Origin of the sequence: Nostoc sp., from assembly GCF_036917195.1 — a bacterium.
Lineage (GTDB): Bacteria > Cyanobacteriota > Cyanobacteriia > Cyanobacteriales > Nostocaceae > Nostoc.
On sequence record NZ_JBALDG010000020.1, the window covers coordinates 196,263 to 212,129 of the forward strand.

Sequence of the window (15,867 nt, forward strand, 5' to 3'; positions counted from 1 at the left end):
GTTTCGTTCCTCAACCCAACCTACGAATTACTGCCTTATCAATTTACAACAGAGATGGTTTGATATTTTCCCCTTATCTGCTATTTTGATTCCAAGCTATGCGGTTATGAGGTATACAAATCTTGCCAACTGCTGAACAAGGCATCAGGTGTATCATAATATGTCAATCTTTGACCAATACATTTACTCCTATTTACATTGTCCGCCTTGATGAACAAACAGGTAATGTGTTTATTTTGGCAGGAGATAACATAGAGGTAGAAATCTATCGCAATGGTCTTTGGAGGTTCTTGTGATTGAGCCAGACTTTAGCAGCATGAGCAAAACCGAGTTAAGAGCCTTTGTCATTGCTTACCCCGACAACAAAACAGCGTTTCGTGCTTTTGTTGACCGCTTTACATCTGAAGCGTCTCCAGAGACTTTTGACATCCCAAAATCGAATACTGAGATTGAAGAAGTTGAAATTTTGATTAAACAAAAATTAGAACAGTTAAAAATGAGCTAGTACCTCAAGGCGGAAGTCAAAGCTCCTTTACTTCCAGCTTTGACACCACTGCCAATTAATTTAACTTCCCCATCTGCACTAATTTCTACCGATAGCTCAATTTCATCTAGCTGCATCTTGGAGTTGACTTTTGCTTGCTGTTCAGCTTGACTAAACAAACTTCCCACGAGTTTGAGAAAGTGATGTTTTAATCCGTGTCGAAAGTCCCCGGAAAGTTTCTTGTTCTTAACGAATTACAACTGCGTTATAAACCAGAAATGCCCCGCAGAATGCGTGCTTATGCAGCACTTGCAGAAGAAAAATATAATTTGCCAACGTATCCAGTACTAATTAATATCCTCAAGGCAAGTGACGCTGAAATACCGACAATTTATGCATTAAATATTGCTGGTTTACGTGCTATTCAAGATTACCGTGTCATTAACCTGTGGGAAGTCGATGTAAACATTGCCTTTGCACAACCATTACCATCACTACTTCCATTTGTACCCATCCTTAAAGGAGGTGATAACGAGCCTACGATTCGGGACGCATTGCGAATATTACGTGCAGATGAACAATTGAATCAACTAGAAACAGTATTAGGATTTTTTGCTACCTTTGTATTAGATAGTGCAATAGTTCAACAAATTCTGAGGTGGGATATGGCACTTTTAGAGCAGTCGCCTTGGTATCAATAAATTTTTAGCAAAGGAGAAGCACGCAAAGAAGCACGCGGAGAACTGCGAGGAAGAAAAGAAGAGTTATATTCAGGGATTGAATTGGCATTAGAAATTAAGTTTGGCAATCAAGGTTCAGAATTGATGCCGATAATCTCTCAAATTACAGATTTGCAGAAATTAAAAACAATTCAACAGGCAATTAAAACTGTAAATACAGTCAATGAGTTACAGCAAGTTTTGTCAACCAACTTGACATGAAACACCAAAAACATAACCCCTCTCCGCCACCGGAAAGGGGTTAATCGCTAACTCAGCACTATATTGTACAGACGCGATTCATCGCGTGTCTATTCAGCACTATCTAATAAGCATCCTGCAACTCGTAGAAATCAGGCGAGATGTAATCCTTCCGTAAAGGCCAACCCACCCAATCTTCCGGCATCAAAAGCCGCTTGAGATTTGGGTGTCCTTCGTAGATAATGCCGAACATATCGTAAGACTCGCGCTCTTGCCAATCTGCGGTCTTCCAAATCCAGTACACAGAAGGCACTACGGGGTTTTCCCGTGGTAAGAACACCTTCACCCGTACTTCTTCGGGGCGATCGCTATTATCACCGACTTTATTCAAATGATATACACTCACCAATTCCTGTCCTGGGCCAAGGTCAACACCACCTTGAAACTGGAGATAATTAAACCCGTAGGCATAAAGGGCTGTAGCAGTGGGAAGCAAGAAATCTGCCCCCACTTTAATTATCTCTACACCATTCTTGTCTGGTGCTAAAAACTCGTGGTCAAAGCCATTTTCCGTCAACCACTGGGAAACTTTACCGGCTTGTACCAATGACTCTTCTTTAGCCGCTGCTACCGGTTTAGATTCTTCTTCGTCTGCTGGTACTGGTTTAGATTCTTCTTCAGCCACGAGTTTGTTCCTCCTTTTGCGCCTTTGCTGTCAGCAGTGCAGGTGGTATTGGCATACCGATCGCTTCTGTCAATTCCTTCGGTGGTACAGAGCGAGTTTCTGACTGCAAATACTTACCAGTTAAGATTTCCTCTACTGGCTTCAAATTATGAGTCGTGCTGTAGTAGCGGTGGGTTTGCTTAATTTTATACCGCTCTTGCATCGATTCATTGGCGATTTTCTTCCGCAGCTTAATGATTGCGTCGATAATTGCTTCTGGACGGGGAGGACAACCAGGCAAATACACATCTACAGGAATCAGTTTATCGACTCCACGCACTGCCGTGGGGGAATCAACGCTGAACATCCCGCCAGTAATTGTGCAAGCTCCCATCGCAATTACATACTTCGGCTCTGGCATTTGTTCATAAAGACGCACCAGTTGGGGAGCCATCTTCATCGTAATAGTCCCTGCTGTAATAATTAAATCGGCTTGGCGGGGGCTAGAACGAGGAATTAGTCCAAAACGGTCAAAGTCAAATCGGGAACCAATTAAAGCTGCAAACTCAATAAAGCAGCAAGCAGTACCAAATAGCAACGGCCATAAACTAGAAAGCCGCGCCCAGTCGTAGAGATCATCAACCGTCGTCAAAATGACGTTTTCTGAAAGGTCTTGAGTGACATTAGTCCGCTCAATGGGGTTGATGATTCGCTCTTTGTCCTGGGTTGTTAAGTTAGAATTCAAGACCATTCCAAAGCTCCTTTACGCCATGCGTAAACTAAGGCGACTACAAGAATTGCAATAAAGACTAGCGCTTCAATAAATGCTAATAGTCCCAAACGGTGGAAAGCTACCGCCCAAGGATACAAGAATACAGTCTCCACATCAAAGACGACGAAGACCAGAGCAAACATGTAGTAGCGGATGTTGAACTGAATCCAGGCTCCCCCGATGGGTTCCATACCAGATTCATAGGTGGTGTGCCGTTCTGGGCTGTAACCACTGGGTCGTAGGAGCTTGGACGCTGAGAGCGCTAAGGCAGGCACTAGGCTACAGATGATGAAAAAGCCTAGAAGGTACTCGTAACCGCTGAGGACAAACACAATGAGTATCTACCGCTTATGGAGTATTTTAAGTAGTGACTGGAGATTGGGTACTGACGACTAGAGATTAGGGACTATAGCGCTTCTGGGTTGAGTTCAATATAGACCTAACACCCAGCCCAATCCCTTGAATTACGTTACTTTCTTTTACATTATATCTGTTTGACTATTCTGAAATCTGGGAAACAGACGCACAACAGCTTATTTAATTCGCTTTTGATCGTGATAGAAAAGTCTGACAATTATGTCATAATTTTTAACGTATATTTAAGATTTCTCCTCTGCGAGGCCTTAGCCATGAGCGAACCAGCTGTTGAGACTCCTGTGTTAGACCGCTACGAGTGTCGCGCCTGCGGTTATGTTTACGAACCCGAAAAGGGAGACGACGAGCATGATATTCCTTCAGGGACACTTTTTGCAGAACTGCCCATAGATTGGCGCTGTCCAGTTTGTACTGCAAAAAAGACCGCTTTTGCCAACATTGGCCCTGCCGGTACTGCATCCGGCTTCAAAGAAAATCTCGGTTACGGTTTGGGTGTCAATACCCTAACGCCAGCCCAAAAGAATATCCTAATTTTTGGCGCTTTGGCTCTTGGCTTCTTGTTTTTTATTAGTCTCTACGGCTTACAATGACAGCCGTTATCTCGAAAATAGGGAACAGGTGACAGTGAGTTTAGTTCTGTAATTAAAATCACATAGATGTGCCGTTATACTAGTTCCGTAGAGCGGCTACATCCCTCAGTAACAAATTGGGGAAAAAGAATATTTTTGGGATTTTTGGAACGCCTTTTAATAAGGACTTTTAATCCCTTCGGCTTGGTGCAGTCGCTCATAGGGAGCGACTGCGGTGGACGGGTTAAGAGGCATAAAGGAGGCAGTGCGCCCAAGAGGGTTTCCCGACTTCTCCTTTGCGCGTCTCACGCCACTTGCTCTACTTGGGGAAACCCCATCGCCCTTGGCGTCTCCCCTTGGGAGAAGACCGCAGTGGCTCCCCTTCTCACATTGGGAGAGGCTAGCGTCTGCCGTAGGATGCCCAAAGGGCTGTAGGGAGAAGCAACTGCCGTCAAGTGGCGTGGAAACTCCCAGATGCTCTCTAAGAGACGCTCTTGCTAGCAAGTCCCCGTAGGGCTACACAGACTCGCTCTAAGCGAACGCAAGAGCGTCTCGTAGAGAAGCTATGCCGTTGACTTTACGCTGCGCTGCTAAAATGTCTCCCCTTCTCACTTTTCCAGAGGCTAACGCCTGCCGTAGGATGCCTGAACGCAGGAGCGTCTCCTGTCTTAAGAAGGGCTGTAGAGAGAAGACCGCACTGCTTCACCAAAATCCAAAATCCAAAATCTAAAATCCAAAACTTGGTATAAGGTAAACCTTTTAGAGAACAGTTACAGAAATTTAGAAACAAATAAGAGATCCTGATGCATTCAATTGTAAAAAGTTGGCAACGAATAGCTGCCTTGTTAATAGTATTCCTGATGTGCATAGGTTGTAGCAAAATCCCGTCTGTTAGCTACAACCCTTGGAAAATCATTTCTGTGCCAACAGACTCGAATCTATTGGATATTGCTTTTACTAATAACCCTGAGCATGGCTACTTAGTAGGTAGCAATGCTACCCTGTTAGAAACCAATGACGGTGGTAATACCTGGAAACCGATAATATTGCAACTGGATGAGCAAAAGTATCGCTTTGACTCAGTAAGTTTTGCAGGTAAAGAAGGCTGGATTGCCGGAGAGCCTGGACTGTTGCTGCACACTACCGATGAAGGTGGTTCTTGGTCACGTATTCCCCTGAGTGAAAAGCTACCAGGTAGCCCGATCGCAATTAAGGCACTGGCAGACAAGACAGCTGAAATGGCTACTGATGTCGGAGCAATATATAAAACCACAGATGGCGGCAAAAACTGGAAAGCCCAGGTAGAATCAGCAGTAGGTGTGGTACGTAACTTGGAACGTTCTGCTGATGGTAAATATATTGCAGTTTCCGCTAAGGGTAGTTTCTACTCGACTTGGGAACCAGGACAAGATGCTTGGGTACCCCATAACCGCAATAGTTCTCGGCGGCTAGAAAACATGGGCTTTACTGACAATGGGCAATTGTGGTTACTAGCTAGGGGAGGCCAAATTCAGTTTAGTGACCCAACTAAACCTGAAGAGTGGGAAAAGGCAAAATATCCAGAGGTATCCACCAGTTGGGGTTTACTGGATTTGGCATATCGCACACCCAATGAAATTTGGATAGGTGGCGGTAGCGGTAATTTGCTACGGAGTGCCGACGGTGGCAAAACCTGGGAAAAAGACCGTGCAGTGGAAGAAATTGCTGCTAATTTGTATAAGATAGTGTTTTTAGAGCCAGAACGGGGATTTATAATTGGCGATCGCGGCGTTTTGCTCAAATATTTACCAAACCCTGAAACAACTTCCCCAGCAGAGGCTGCTTAGTTACCCAAGAAGCAGAGGGAGTGGGGAGTGGGAAGTAAGGAGTAGAGAGTAGGGAAGATGAGGGACAATAAGCAATACCAAATGCCCCATGCCCCATACAACTCTACCAGAGACTGCGCCCTAAGCGTAGCTATGCCGCAGGCTTTACGACGCCGACTCCATCGAGCGTTCGCGTAGCGTCTCGTAGAGAAGTCGAGATGCTCAGTACAAGTACCCTATGCTCCATGCCTGATATCTTATTTCTGAGAAGAACGTTGCAACTTGTAACTCTTTCTTAACTTTGTAGGATAATAAACTCAATAACACTCTATGTAAAGGTAGGGATCTAAATGTCAGGTACCACTGGAGAACGTCCGTTTTCGGACATCATTACCAGCGTTCGTTACTGGGTAATTCACAGTATTACTATCCCAGCATTGTTTATTGCAGGTTGGCTATTTGTGCAAACTGGGCTGGCTTATGATGCTTTTGGCACACCTCGTCCCAATGAGTATTTCACACCAGCACGCCAAGAAGTGCCAATTGTGAAGAACCGTTTTGAAGCTAAAAAACAAGTTGAACAATTTATCGAAAAGTAGTTTGAGATTATGACTAGCAGCAATAACATCAATCAACCAGTTACCTATCCAATTTTTACCGTTAGATGGCTGGCAGTTCACACTTTAGGTGTACCAACTGTATTCTTTTTAGGCGCGATCGCTGCAATGCAATTTATTCACCGTTAGGAGCAATTATGGCAGAAAGATCCCCCAATCCCAATAATCAGCCGGTTGAACTAAACCGGACTTCTTTATATCTGGGATTACTAATGATTTTCGTTCTGGGCATTTTGTTTTCCAGTTACTTCTTTAACTAATTGGAATTACTGTTGTTAATTTTTGTTTATTGAACCTGTGTTGATTTGTTGTTAAGGGAGGAGAGAAGCTGTGTCTGGAAGTGGGAGAATTCCCCTGTGGGTCGTCGCTACGATCGCAGGTTTAGGTATAATTACAGTCTTGGGCATTTTCTTTTATGGTGCCTACGCCGGACTTGGTTCTTCGATTTAACATTAGTTTGAACCGAACACTATAAGTTAGGATTTTCTAGGATTTGTTGAGAAATCAACGTTAAAAAAACCGCCTGTCTCATAGAGATGGGCGGTATTAATTTTGGTCAATAAACGTATCCGACAGAATTAATAACTCTCGCTTGTCCGAAAACTTGACTAATGAACGCCACTTGCTTCTCCAAAAGGGAGAAGAGGAGCCACTGCGCCCGTGGTGACAAGAGTTGTAACAAGTGGCGTGAGACGCTCTTGCTAGCTGGCTTTTGAGCAGGTGTACAACTCTGGAAACCAGAGCAACGCAGTGGCTCCTAATGACTACATCAGTTAAATATCGCTGATATCGTCGCTTTCGATGTATAAAAATAGAAACGCGAAGACTACACCTGGCAAAACCCAACCAATTATGGGAATGAAGATAGAAGGCAAGTACGAAGTACTAGCCAAGATAGAAGGCAAAAAATAAGCTGCCATAGTAAAGGTTCCTATCAAATCACACTACAATTCAAAATGAGCTTACTGCAAATTCTGCCAGATTTTTGAAATTCTTTCATATTATTAACACAGGCAATATTGGCAGATGAGGACTCTTAAGTGCAAAAACTCTTTCTTTGTCCTCCTTGTCCCCCTGATCCTGCTGATTCCTAAGTTACTCCCTCCTCCCGATCACATACCCAGGAGTTCATCTAGTTGCAAGTTTGGCAAGTCTGGAGGAATCACAGTTCGCACTATTGTAACTTTGTGACTCTCCTGTTGGGTTGTCAAATCAAGTGCGATCGCTTCTAAGCGAATTTCCAAACAACCAAAGGGAATGTTTAATAAGGTCATCACTTCCAACCCTCCCAATGCATTAGGTAGTAAATTTGTCAATAAATGGGGTCCATCTAGTAACCAGCGAGTTTGATAATCTTCAACCCATAACTTGATAACCACTTGCGGAGGTACTTCAGGGAGTACTACGCGCACTTTGATATACTTACCGGCGATTAGTTCGCCTTCTGGTACATGCAGTTGGGGAATTGGCAAAGGCTCAATGGTTGCCGCAGTTATGGGTAGAGAAGGGGATAAACCTAACGGTGGTTGCTTCTGTTCTTCAAAGGAGTAATTTTTCTTTACATCGGCTTCCAGTTCACTATATATATCATCTACAACGATTTCTTGCGCCAACCAAGCTGACGCTATATTTATTTTTATCGGAGGAGGAGGGGGCGGTAGTTGTCTTACTAGAGCCATTGAGAGTGTTGGTTCTGATACTTTTTCTACTAGTGTATTTTCCTCTGTCTCTAGATCAGTTTCCTTTGCTGTGTCTACATCTTCCTCAAAGTTCCCAAGATCAAAAACTGCCTCTTGGGCTTCTTCCTGTGCCTCTATATCAGCATCCAGGCTTAACGGCAAGTTGACATCAACATTGGGAGTTTCAGCACTAAGAGAAAGCTGGGTCTGCTGGGCTGGAACATAGTTATCGTAGTCTTCAGGTTCCAGTTCATTGATGGATTCAGGCAAAGAGTATCCTTGGCTCTGCATCCACTTCCTGAGCAGGGGAGATGAGTAAAGGTTACCTGTTTTAATCAATTGTGCATTTGGCTGGGCTTCAAGTGCAGCAACAGATTCTTCCTGGAATTGTTCATTTGGCTGGGCTTCAAGTGCAGCAACAGATTCTTCCTGGAATTGTTCATTTGGCTGGGCTTCTAATACAGCAACAGATTCTTCCTGGAATTGTGCATTACTTACTACTAATTCAGGTGTATTTTCATCTTCAGCTATAATTACCTCTAACTGCGGGAAGTCATCAGCCGCTTGAACTTCCAATGCATCTGGGGGGACATTGTTTTTTACTTCCTCTGCATCACCCGGCAAAGCTTGTAGTCGTCTCAAGTATGGAAAAGTGGCGTCGAGTATTGGCATTCGACGTTGCTTGATGACCAACTGCTCCAAGTTGATAGCAGCTATAGGAGCATTCTTTTCTAAAAGCTGCTCCTGTGTAGGGGGTTCTGCAACAACATCTGTGGCAGGGTTAACATCAGTTTGAACAGGTGGCAATTTCGGCAATTGAGGCGAAGTGGCTGAATTTTTTAAGTTAGATGTCCGCAGGGTGGCTTCTCGCAAAACTTGCAGGTTAATTTGCGGTGGTAGGGGTGTATTTGGGGATGGATTAAGGATCTGAGACTGGTCTGTTTTTGGAATCTTGACCAGATTGAATAGTTTCAAATCGATCCTCACAGCGGTTTCCGGCTCCGTGAAAGCAGTAGACGAGTCCGATGGTGCTATGGGGTCATTTAAGGATATACTAGATTTTGCTGCGGCTGTAATTGCCAGTAATTCTGTTACATCTGCTGTAATGATGAACGACTGGCTGGCTAACCGGATGACTTGAGCAACATCGGCGAATCTACCATACAAACTGATGTCTGCCAAAATTAATTTAGATTCACAGTCAGCAGGAATATCAATTGAGGTATTGATGGTGAAGGGCAACTCCTGATCTGGTAAGGGTTGCCGTACCTGGGTTAAGATTTTTGAGTTATTGGGCGATCGCAGTTCAATTCCTAGTTCAAGTGCCCGCAGGCTTTTTGAGGATAATCTTTCAGCCTGATCTAGATTTATCTTTTCTTTGAGTTCTATGTGTCCATTGATTGTAAGAGCTTGTCCCCAACGAGCAATGTAAGTATCCTCACCTAAAGTTAACAGTAATGGTGGCGGTGGTTGTGTTGTTAAAGAATCTGTAACCTTTTCATCTTTGGGTAGGGGTTCAGAGGTGGGTAAAGCTAAATCTATTAAATTTTGTAAAATCTGCTCTGCTGTCTCACCTTTGAGCCACACAGGACTTACAGGCTCATCGCTAACTATATCTTCTTCTGTTTCATTTGGCACAACAGTGGTAGTCAAGTGGCTGTCTGTAGTAATTGCCACTTCTGTGGAGACAGCGATCGCTTTATCTAGCGTAATTGCCGATTCTGATGGGACAGTAGATTCCAAGTTCCCTTCTGGCAGAACAATGGTAGCGGAGTTGTTGTCTGTAGCAATTGCCAGTTCTGTGGAAATAGCGATCGCTTTATCTAACGTAACTGTGGGTTCTACTGGGGCAGTGCATTCCAAGTTTTCAGAAACAGGATCTGGGTGATCAGGTGAATTTGATTCTACATTCTCCCCCTGCTTCCCCTGGTTACTGAGCGCAGTCGTTGGCGCAGCCTCTCCAAGAGTTGTATGCTCTTCCTCTCCTTCCTGGGACAAGACTTGAAGTTGGACACTGTATTGCCAAGATTTACCCAGCAGATCCGACATCAAATCGCCGCTACAGCGCAACTCCCAAACTCCCGGAGCGAAGTAGGTAAAGGGGATTAGTGCCATTAAGCCTTCTGAATTAGTGCGACGCGATCGCTTGAAAATTCGCTGCTTTGGTTGAACTTCATGGGTTGAAGAGTGAGTTACCCGCACTTCCACGTCTGTATTCGGAAGGTTAGAACGAGCTAAAACTCTATAATGCCCTTCCAAAATCTGCAAATTTGGCGATTCTAGGATATGCCACGAGCGAGCGCCTTGTTTCTGTATCAGAAATTGCCAGTGTTCCATTGTAAGTGATGTTCAGACCGACGAGTCGCTTAGTAATATTGTGTATTACCTTGCTTGCAAGTTTACCTCAGTAATTTGTAAATGCATCACTTAAATGGCTATCAAGTTAACTCAGTTTTACTTACTTGAGTTCTCGCATTTTAACTAGTCGCATCAAGGGAATTTCAATGGTTCGTCGTGTTGCTTGTGCATAAAGCTTTTGTTGTTTCCTGAATATTAACTTTGACGCTCTCCAGTGCTAAATAAACAGGGATGCAATGAATACCGTTAGTTGTCTGTGCTCAACCTTGTACGAATATAGTTGTATTATTTTTTACTAATATGTTCAATTTGCAATAGACACAACATACAATAAATTAAGATTCACTCGATAATTTTTTTTGAATTGTGATTGCCCACATTTTTGCTATCAACAGCTAGAATGTGCCTCTTAAGTGTCCTCTGCGATCGCCCACGCCGGGTGCAAAGCGTCATCGCCAATCACAATAAACCACTTTGTAAAACGTGCCCAACCTACCTGAAGCGGTTCAAACCGCGACAAAGCGTGTCCTCCCCTGAGTGAAATGTGGGTGACAATGAGGATTTACAGGAGGGATTCCATGCTAGTCATTTTAATGGACGAGCAAATCCTTGCCCCTGAGCAAGTTTGCCAGTCTTGTTTACTTGCTGACGGGAGCGGTCAACCCCGTTGGCGTGGGGGTAAACTGCGCTGTGGTCAAGCCATTCGCAAACTTACTCAACAGCAGCCAGACCAGTACGAGTGTATGATGGGCTTTCGCATCGCCCATATAGAATAGTTGAATTTGCCAGCAAGACCAACTAACTGCGTTATCCTAAGCTCAAGTAACTATAGAAATTTCACCACAGGAGAACGCATAATGTCTTGGCGCGGGTCTACAACGGTTTCAGATCGGATTTTTGCTTCCTTGCCTTATTTGCTGCCCCTAATTGATGGTTTAGTTTTTGGCAGCTTTTTGTTAAATCAGTTTCCAGTACTAAAAGTCCTGCTTTTACCACTGCAACCAGTGTTAATAATTTACGGTAGTTTAGGACAATTTGGACAAATAATTGTGTTTTTTGCGTTGTTCCTATTGGTGGTAAGAAACGAAAAAATCAGTCACTTCATTCGTTTCAACACAATGCAGGCAATTCTTTTGGACATAGTTATATTTTTGTGTTCCATACTGGTGGGAGCTTTAGGAAAGGTTCCTGGTACTGGCTTTGCAATAGAAACGGTAGCCAACACCATCTTTTTAGGGGTAGTGGCAGCAGTTGGATATTCAGTCATCCAGTCGTTGAGCGGACGTTATGCGGAAATTCCGGCGATTTCCGATGCAGTGTATATGCAAGTGCGTTAGAAGTTAACGAACCGCTACGATGTTTTCCAGGCGACCAATACCTTCAATTTCTACGCGGACGCGATCGCCTGGATGCAATGGACTTACACCCTCGGGTGTACCTGTAAGCACCAAATCACCGGGTAGTAACGTCATAACCTGACTGATATAGGAAACTAGAACATCGGGGGAAAAGACCATCTGATTGATACAGGCAGATTGAACTGGATTGGCGTCGTCATTCACAAAAGTCTGCAATCTCGCTCCTGGATTTAATTCCCGCACAATCCAAGGACCCAAGGGACAAAAAGTATCAAAACCTTTGGCTCGTGTCCATTGACCATCCTGTTTTTGTAAATCTCGCGCTGTTACGTCATTGGCGATGGTGTAGCCCCAAATTTTGGTTTGGGCAACCTCTGGTGTACATTTATACGCGTAATCGCCAATCACTAATGCTAACTCTCCTTCGTAGTCAACTCTTTGTGACTGGGTAGGATATTTAATTTCCCTCTCAGATGGGATAATAGACGTAGGTGGCTTGAGAAAGATTAGTGGCTCAGAAGGTACTGGAGTTCCCATTTCGGCTGCATGATCTGCATAATTCTTACCCACCGCCACAATTTTTGAGGGAGCGCAGGGAGCCAGAATTTGGTAATCTTCTGGTGTCAAAGTTAAATCAGTGGGTTGTCCTTCTAACCAGGGCGGAGCATCTAGCACCTGCACATTCAGGGATAGTTGTAGTATCCCATAGTAAATTTGTCCTTCTTGATTTTGAATTCGCACATAGCGCTGCGCCATAACCTTGATGAATATCCTTTTATCTGCTTTTTTGTTGCTGTAAGCGGGTAGCAATCCTCAGTTAGCTTTTAGCGAACCGATTCAACCTTGAACCTAAAAGCGATCGCTATAGATGCCTTTAGGGAAACATACCCGTTGGCAAAGCTGATAGCTTGATCAATTTGCTGGTGATCGCCAAAAACTGGATTTTTACTTGCTAAAGAAATATCGGGGTCGTCTCCCAACCTAGTTTTCATTAAGGACATCCAAAAAATCCAAACCTTGGTGATTTGGCTAATGATTCAAATTGAAAACTGGTAAGATTATAGTTCCTTGTTGCTTCAGATATTGATTAATACTGATATTTAAAATTTATATTAAGTATAAATCAATATCAGCAGCCATTTTTGTCCATGAGGAGACTCAAAAATATGACTACAACTTACGAAACAATGTACATCCTTCGTCCTGACTTGGGAGACGAACTGATAGAGCAAGCAATTACTAAATATCAGAATTTGCTTCGCGACCAAGGTGCCGAGGATATCCAAATTCAAAATCGTGGTAAGCGTCGCCTCGCTTATGAAATCAAAAAACACCGTGATGGCATCTACATCCAGTTAAACTACACTGCACCTGCAACTGCGATTGCCCCCTTTGAACGCGCCATGCGTTTGAGTGAAGAAGTGATTCGCTATTTGACAATTAAGCAGGAAGCCGAACAAGAAAAACCCGCTAAAGAGGAAAAACCCGCTAAAGTCGCTGCAACAGTCTAAGAGGATGTTTGTAAAGTCTAATTTACTCCTTGAACATCGTCTAAGGGATATGGAATAGGGAATAGGGGATAGTTTTCCCAATTCCTAATCCCCAATTCCCAGTACCCAATCCCATTCAATAAAATTTTGTCTTTTTCTTTTTTCGTGACTTGTCTGGGAATGCTAAATTAACAAATACTTGCCAAAGGTAGTACTCCCACAGTTATACCTAAGAGTAGACAAGATTCTGAATGGGAATGTAAGCTACTGTGAGCCAATCTGATACACCCAATATTCAAGTTCTCTCTACGGAAGTATCGCAGCTACGCCAAGAGTTGCAACTTCGCGATCAATTAGTGCAACAACTATCTCAAGAACTCTTCCGCCTAGTAAAGGGTAACACTAGTTTTATGCCCCAGCAGCCGGAGGTAGAGCGCGATCTGGCCCAGTTACAGGCTTTGCAAGAACAACTCCAAGCTGTGGAGCAACAGGTGGCGTTCTACCAAGAGCAAATTACAACTCGTGATTCCGAAATTTACCAATTGCGACAGTCAGTTCAAGAATTCACCGATCGCACTCGGATGTTAGAGCAAGTAGTACAAGAGTTGCCTCAAATTTACCGTCGCAAGTTTGAGGAACGGATGACGCCAGTCAGAGAAAAAGTAGCAATGCTTCAACGGGAAAACCGCCAACTACAAGCAGAACTGCAAAGTGTGAGTTACCGTTTAGCACTCAAAACTCGCAATGCTAGTCACAGCGGCATTGATTTGCCAAATTTTCCCCGCCCAGCATCCGAACAAACTAACATTTCTACTCCGCAGAATGCCTAAAGTTACGATTATAGTGGAATCGAAGAGGTAAGAAATTGGCATAGCAAAGTATCTTGGAGACATCCAAGTAGTACATCAAGGCAAAAATAACTATAGAGTTAGAAATAACGCAAAGGCTGATATTCTAACCTTTCTTACCTCCTACTTCCTTGCATTAGTTGCGTTGGACAAGTCTAAAAGGGTTCAATTAACTCGAATTGAGCGATAGTCAGGTTACTAAAGTATGCTTTACTCATCGCTCTCAAAGCTGCTGTATGTATGTATCTACAGCTTATGCCCTAAGAGCTTTTTTTACTTAACTACGAACTTTTCAAACATCCTCTCAGACCTTTTTAAATTTTGGATTTTGAATCTTCTTTTCCATTATCCAAAATTCAAAATCTAAAATTCGGTGAGGATATTTGGAAAAATGTGAAAAAATGCAAATATTGATTGAATATACCATCCTTCTAAAGGTAGATTTATTATTTAGCGTGCTAGTACCAGACTATTATTTTCGGCAGTAAAAATGTCTTCGTAAGTGTGAAAAATTTCAAACACTGAATCTAGGTGGGTAAGTTCAAAAATTAGCCGTACAGGAGCTTGCACATTGCATAAAACCAAGCGGCAACCACTCTGACGTGCAGCTTTCAACCCTTTTACTAAAGGGACTAACCCAGAACTGTCCATGAAATTAACTTCTACTAGGTCGATAACCCAGAGTTGATCAGCTTGGGGTACTACTCCAGCCATCTGTTGACTTAAAGCCTTACCGCCTTCCAAATCTATACTTCCTTGGGGTTTAAACAAAATCACTTGAAGTTCTTGTGTAAGAGTCATCAATTTAATAGGGTAGTTAGAACACTTGACAAAAAATTGAAAAAAGACATCAATACCTTTTCTCTTTCAACCGCAAAATTACTGTTTTACCCAGATATTTGGGCAATTGCAGTCGTGTAGTTGAGAGAGATTAATTCAGTATTCATGCCGTATAATTTGTGATAACTTTCATCAATATAGGCATAAGCGCCTAACAATTTCGGTATCAACCGTATCTTTTACAATATTTTTATAATTAAACTAGATATTTATAAATTTTTTATGAATTTTTTAATTTTTAAAAAAAATATGAGATTGTGATACTTAGTAATAAAAATTGCATACTTAATAGTCAAAAGTTCATCGTTATCATAAACTATAAACTATGGTTAATTCAGAATTAAATTAATGACTCAATGACTCTATATAGCGGTTTGATTGACACCCCGCTCAAAAACAAGCAAAGATATAATAAAAGTAAAAATTTGTAAAGCCGGCGGTGCAGGATGTCTTTAGAGTTGATTTCACTAGAAAACATCCAGAAAGTCGCCCACATATACGGGTATTGGGCAATTTTTTTGGGAATTTTGCTAGAAAATTTAGGCATTCCTCTTCCTGGTGAAACCGTGACCTTAGTGGGCGGATTTCTAGCTGGCAGTGATGAACTAAATTTCTGGCTAGTTCTCGGTGACGCAATTATGGGTGCTGTCATTGGTGGCACTTGTGGTTATTGGATTGGTAGAGTTAGCGGTTGGCCTTTTCTGGTAAAAGTTGGTAGCATACTTCGGATTTCGGAAGTGCGGCTGCTAACTATTAAAGATCAATTTAGTCAAAATGCTGCTAAAGCAGTATTTTTTGGGCGTTTTTTGGCGTTGTTGCGAGTTTTTGCGGCACCACTAGCTGGTATAGCCGAAATGCCCTTTGGAAAATTCTTTTTATACAACTTGTTAGGAGCAGTTGCTTGGGCTAGTTTGATGGTGACATTAGCTTTTTTTGCTGGCAAAATTGTCTCTTTAGAACAATTGGTTGCTTGGGTGGGTCAATTTGCGATCGCAGCGTTACTAATTCTCGCTGCCTTAATTGTTGTACCCCTGTGGCTAGAGTCTCGCCAAGTTAAAGAAGTCAGGAGTGAGGAGTGAGAAATAAAG

General features: G+C 42.9%; 22 protein-coding genes and 1 pseudogene. 14 read left to right on the forward strand and 9 right to left on the reverse strand.

The window, feature by feature from the left end:
• Nucleotides 1-170: 170 nt before the first annotated feature.
• Together V7K40_RS06930 and V7K40_RS06935 are read left to right on the forward strand one after the other, a co-directional pair.
• Nucleotides 171-296: a hypothetical protein gene (locus tag V7K40_RS06930; RefSeq protein ID WP_334957977.1), complete on the forward strand. Its 126-nt coding sequence runs from the start codon at nucleotides 171-173 to the stop codon at nucleotides 294-296.
• On the forward strand, nucleotides 293-505 hold the full coding sequence (locus V7K40_RS06935; protein ID WP_334957979.1) for a hypothetical protein: 213 nt from the start codon (nucleotides 293-295) through the stop codon (nucleotides 503-505). The genes V7K40_RS06930 and V7K40_RS06935 overlap by 4 nt, the downstream gene beginning before the upstream one ends.
• On the opposite strand, the gene V7K40_RS06940 is transcribed toward V7K40_RS06935, so the two are convergent.
• A complete protein-coding gene (locus V7K40_RS06940; RefSeq protein ID WP_334957981.1) occupies nucleotides 502-663 on the reverse strand; it encodes a hypothetical protein in 162 nt (53 codons plus the stop codon). The genes V7K40_RS06935 and V7K40_RS06940 overlap by 4 nt on opposite strands.
• Nucleotides 664-680: 17 nt before the next feature.
• Between V7K40_RS06940 and V7K40_RS06945 the strand changes: the two are divergent.
• Nucleotides 681-1,425: pseudogene (locus tag V7K40_RS06945) on the forward strand (Rpn family recombination-promoting nuclease/putative transposase); the annotation flags it as partial.
• A 103-nt stretch (nucleotides 1,426-1,528) separates the two neighbouring features.
• Here V7K40_RS06945 and V7K40_RS06950 read toward each other — a convergent pair.
• From V7K40_RS06950 to ndhC, 3 genes are read right to left on the reverse strand one after another with little or no spacing between them, the layout of a single operon-like run.
• Nucleotides 1,529-2,089 carry an NAD(P)H-quinone oxidoreductase subunit J gene (locus V7K40_RS06950; RefSeq protein ID WP_334957983.1) on the reverse strand — a complete coding sequence of 187 codons (561 nt, stop codon included), beginning with the start codon at nucleotides 2,087-2,089 and terminating at the stop codon, nucleotides 1,529-1,531.
• Nucleotides 2,082-2,819 carry a photosynthetic/respiratory NAD(P)H-quinone oxidoreductase subunit K gene (gene ndhK, locus V7K40_RS06955; RefSeq protein ID WP_334957985.1) on the reverse strand — a complete coding sequence of 246 codons (738 nt, stop codon included), beginning with the start codon at nucleotides 2,817-2,819 and terminating at the stop codon, nucleotides 2,082-2,084. Before ndhK ends, V7K40_RS06950 begins: the two co-directional genes overlap by 8 nt.
• Nucleotides 2,810-3,172 (reverse strand): photosynthetic/respiratory NAD(P)H-quinone oxidoreductase subunit C, encoded by a 363-nt coding sequence (gene ndhC, locus V7K40_RS06960; protein WP_196526961.1) that lies wholly within the window; start codon nucleotides 3,170-3,172, stop codon nucleotides 2,810-2,812. The genes ndhK and ndhC overlap by 10 nt, the downstream gene beginning before the upstream one ends.
• A gap of 297 nt (nucleotides 3,173-3,469) precedes the next feature.
• Between ndhC and V7K40_RS06965 the strand changes: the two genes are divergently transcribed.
• From V7K40_RS06965 to V7K40_RS06990, 6 genes are all read left to right on the forward strand, one after another.
• Nucleotides 3,470-3,805 (forward strand): rubredoxin, encoded by a 336-nt coding sequence (locus tag V7K40_RS06965; RefSeq protein WP_334957988.1) that lies wholly within the window; start codon nucleotides 3,470-3,472, stop codon nucleotides 3,803-3,805.
• Nucleotides 3,806-4,587: 782 nt separating this feature from the next.
• Complete coding sequence (locus V7K40_RS06970) at nucleotides 4,588-5,610, forward strand: photosynthesis system II assembly factor Ycf48 (protein WP_334957990.1); 1,023 nt, start codon at nucleotides 4,588-4,590, stop codon at nucleotides 5,608-5,610.
• Nucleotides 5,611-5,939: 329 nt separating this feature from the next.
• The gene (psbE, locus tag V7K40_RS06975) at nucleotides 5,940-6,188 is read left to right on the forward strand and encodes a cytochrome b559 subunit alpha (RefSeq protein WP_334957992.1); all 249 of its coding nucleotides are present in this window, start codon (nucleotides 5,940-5,942) and stop codon (nucleotides 6,186-6,188) included.
• A gap of 9 nt (nucleotides 6,189-6,197) precedes the next feature.
• Nucleotides 6,198-6,335, forward strand: a complete 138-nt coding sequence (psbF, locus tag V7K40_RS06980; RefSeq protein ID WP_174708531.1) for a cytochrome b559 subunit beta — start codon at nucleotides 6,198-6,200, stop codon at nucleotides 6,333-6,335.
• 8 nt (nucleotides 6,336-6,343) lie between these two features.
• On the forward strand, nucleotides 6,344-6,466 hold the full coding sequence (locus V7K40_RS06985) for a photosystem II reaction center protein L (protein WP_104908255.1): 123 nt from the start codon (nucleotides 6,344-6,346) through the stop codon (nucleotides 6,464-6,466).
• A 70-nt stretch (nucleotides 6,467-6,536) separates the two neighbouring features.
• The gene (locus V7K40_RS06990; RefSeq protein WP_012411803.1) at nucleotides 6,537-6,656 is read left to right on the forward strand and encodes a photosystem II reaction center protein J; all 120 of its coding nucleotides are present in this window, start codon (nucleotides 6,537-6,539) and stop codon (nucleotides 6,654-6,656) included.
• 323 nt (nucleotides 6,657-6,979) lie between these two features.
• On the opposite strand, the gene psaI is transcribed toward V7K40_RS06990, so the two are convergent.
• Both psaI and V7K40_RS07000 read right to left on the reverse strand, forming a co-directional pair.
• Nucleotides 6,980-7,126, reverse strand: coding sequence for a photosystem I reaction center subunit VIII (psaI, locus tag V7K40_RS06995; protein WP_273762117.1), 147 nt, complete (start codon nucleotides 7,124-7,126; stop codon nucleotides 6,980-6,982).
• A gap of 192 nt (nucleotides 7,127-7,318) precedes the next feature.
• Entirely contained in the window at nucleotides 7,319-10,222 is a 2,904-nt protein-coding gene (locus V7K40_RS07000) for a hypothetical protein (RefSeq protein ID WP_334957995.1), read from the reverse strand.
• 599 nt (nucleotides 10,223-10,821) lie between these two features.
• Here V7K40_RS07000 and V7K40_RS07005 point away from each other — a divergent pair.
• Both V7K40_RS07005 and V7K40_RS07010 read left to right on the forward strand, forming a co-directional pair.
• Nucleotides 10,822-11,019, forward strand: coding sequence for a hypothetical protein (locus V7K40_RS07005; protein WP_298906531.1), 198 nt, complete (start codon nucleotides 10,822-10,824; stop codon nucleotides 11,017-11,019).
• 81 nt (nucleotides 11,020-11,100) lie between these two features.
• The gene (locus tag V7K40_RS07010; protein WP_334957998.1) at nucleotides 11,101-11,580 is read left to right on the forward strand and encodes a Tic20 family protein; all 480 of its coding nucleotides are present in this window, start codon (nucleotides 11,101-11,103) and stop codon (nucleotides 11,578-11,580) included.
• Nucleotides 11,581-11,583: 3 nt separating this feature from the next.
• Here V7K40_RS07010 and V7K40_RS07015 read toward each other — a convergent pair whose 3' ends face one another.
• Both V7K40_RS07015 and V7K40_RS07020 read right to left on the reverse strand, forming a co-directional pair.
• A complete protein-coding gene (locus tag V7K40_RS07015) occupies nucleotides 11,584-12,357 on the reverse strand; it encodes a fumarylacetoacetate hydrolase family protein (protein WP_334958000.1) in 774 nt (257 codons plus the stop codon).
• A gap of 68 nt (nucleotides 12,358-12,425) precedes the next feature.
• On the reverse strand, nucleotides 12,426-12,593 hold the full coding sequence (locus V7K40_RS07020) for a hypothetical protein (RefSeq protein WP_334958002.1): 168 nt from the start codon (nucleotides 12,591-12,593) through the stop codon (nucleotides 12,426-12,428).
• A 174-nt stretch (nucleotides 12,594-12,767) separates the two neighbouring features.
• Here V7K40_RS07020 and rpsF point away from each other — a divergent pair, with 174 nt between their 5' ends.
• Nucleotides 12,768-13,112 (forward strand): 30S ribosomal protein S6, encoded by a 345-nt coding sequence (gene rpsF / locus V7K40_RS07025; protein WP_334721390.1) that lies wholly within the window; start codon nucleotides 12,768-12,770, stop codon nucleotides 13,110-13,112.
• A 248-nt stretch (nucleotides 13,113-13,360) separates the two neighbouring features.
• Nucleotides 13,361-13,921, forward strand: a complete 561-nt coding sequence (locus V7K40_RS07030; protein WP_334958004.1) for an Npun_F5560 family protein — start codon at nucleotides 13,361-13,363, stop codon at nucleotides 13,919-13,921.
• A gap of 468 nt (nucleotides 13,922-14,389) precedes the next feature.
• Here V7K40_RS07030 and V7K40_RS07035 read toward each other — a convergent pair whose 3' ends face one another.
• A complete protein-coding gene (locus tag V7K40_RS07035) occupies nucleotides 14,390-14,740 on the reverse strand; it encodes an STAS domain-containing protein (RefSeq protein ID WP_334958006.1) in 351 nt (116 codons plus the stop codon).
• Nucleotides 14,741-15,225: 485 nt separating this feature from the next.
• Here V7K40_RS07035 and V7K40_RS07040 point away from each other — a divergent pair, with 485 nt between their 5' ends.
• Nucleotides 15,226-15,858 (forward strand): DedA family protein, encoded by a 633-nt coding sequence (locus tag V7K40_RS07040; protein ID WP_273762130.1) that lies wholly within the window; start codon nucleotides 15,226-15,228, stop codon nucleotides 15,856-15,858.
• Nucleotides 15,859-15,867 lie beyond the last annotated feature (9 nt).

Bases quoted from the DNA above. Each gene is read 5' to 3' on its own strand.
- V7K40_RS07015 (WP_334958000.1), bottom strand. From the start codon at position 12,357: ATGGCGCAGCGCTATGTGCGAATTCAAAATCAAGAAGGACAAATTTAC.
- V7K40_RS07040 (WP_273762130.1), top strand. From the start codon at position 15,226: ATGTCTTTAGAGTTGATTTCACTAGAAAACATCCAGAAAGTCGCCCAC.
- V7K40_RS07010 (WP_334957998.1), top strand. From the start codon at position 11,101: ATGTCTTGGCGCGGGTCTACAACGGTTTCAGATCGGATTTTTGCTTCC.
- V7K40_RS06965 (WP_334957988.1), top strand. From the start codon at position 3,470: ATGAGCGAACCAGCTGTTGAGACTCCTGTGTTAGACCGCTACGAGTGT.
- V7K40_RS06985 (WP_104908255.1), top strand. From the start codon at position 6,344: ATGGCAGAAAGATCCCCCAATCCCAATAATCAGCCGGTTGAACTAAAC.
- V7K40_RS06970 (WP_334957990.1), top strand. From the start codon at position 4,588: ATGCATTCAATTGTAAAAAGTTGGCAACGAATAGCTGCCTTGTTAATA.
- V7K40_RS07005 (WP_298906531.1), top strand. From the start codon at position 10,822: ATGCTAGTCATTTTAATGGACGAGCAAATCCTTGCCCCTGAGCAAGTT.
- psbE (WP_334957992.1), top strand. From the start codon at position 5,940: ATGTCAGGTACCACTGGAGAACGTCCGTTTTCGGACATCATTACCAGC.
- V7K40_RS07035 (WP_334958006.1), bottom strand. From the start codon at position 14,740: ATGACTCTTACACAAGAACTTCAAGTGATTTTGTTTAAACCCCAAGGA.
- V7K40_RS07000 (WP_334957995.1), bottom strand. From the start codon at position 10,222: ATGGAACACTGGCAATTTCTGATACAGAAACAAGGCGCTCGCTCGTGG.
- psaI (WP_273762117.1), bottom strand. From the start codon at position 7,126: ATGGCAGCTTATTTTTTGCCTTCTATCTTGGCTAGTACTTCGTACTTG.
- psbF (WP_174708531.1), top strand. From the start codon at position 6,198: ATGACTAGCAGCAATAACATCAATCAACCAGTTACCTATCCAATTTTT.
- rpsF (WP_334721390.1), top strand. From the start codon at position 12,768: ATGACTACAACTTACGAAACAATGTACATCCTTCGTCCTGACTTGGGA.
- ndhK (WP_334957985.1), bottom strand. From the start codon at position 2,819: ATGGTCTTGAATTCTAACTTAACAACCCAGGACAAAGAGCGAATCATC.
- V7K40_RS07020 (WP_334958002.1), bottom strand. From the start codon at position 12,593: ATGAAAACTAGGTTGGGAGACGACCCCGATATTTCTTTAGCAAGTAAA.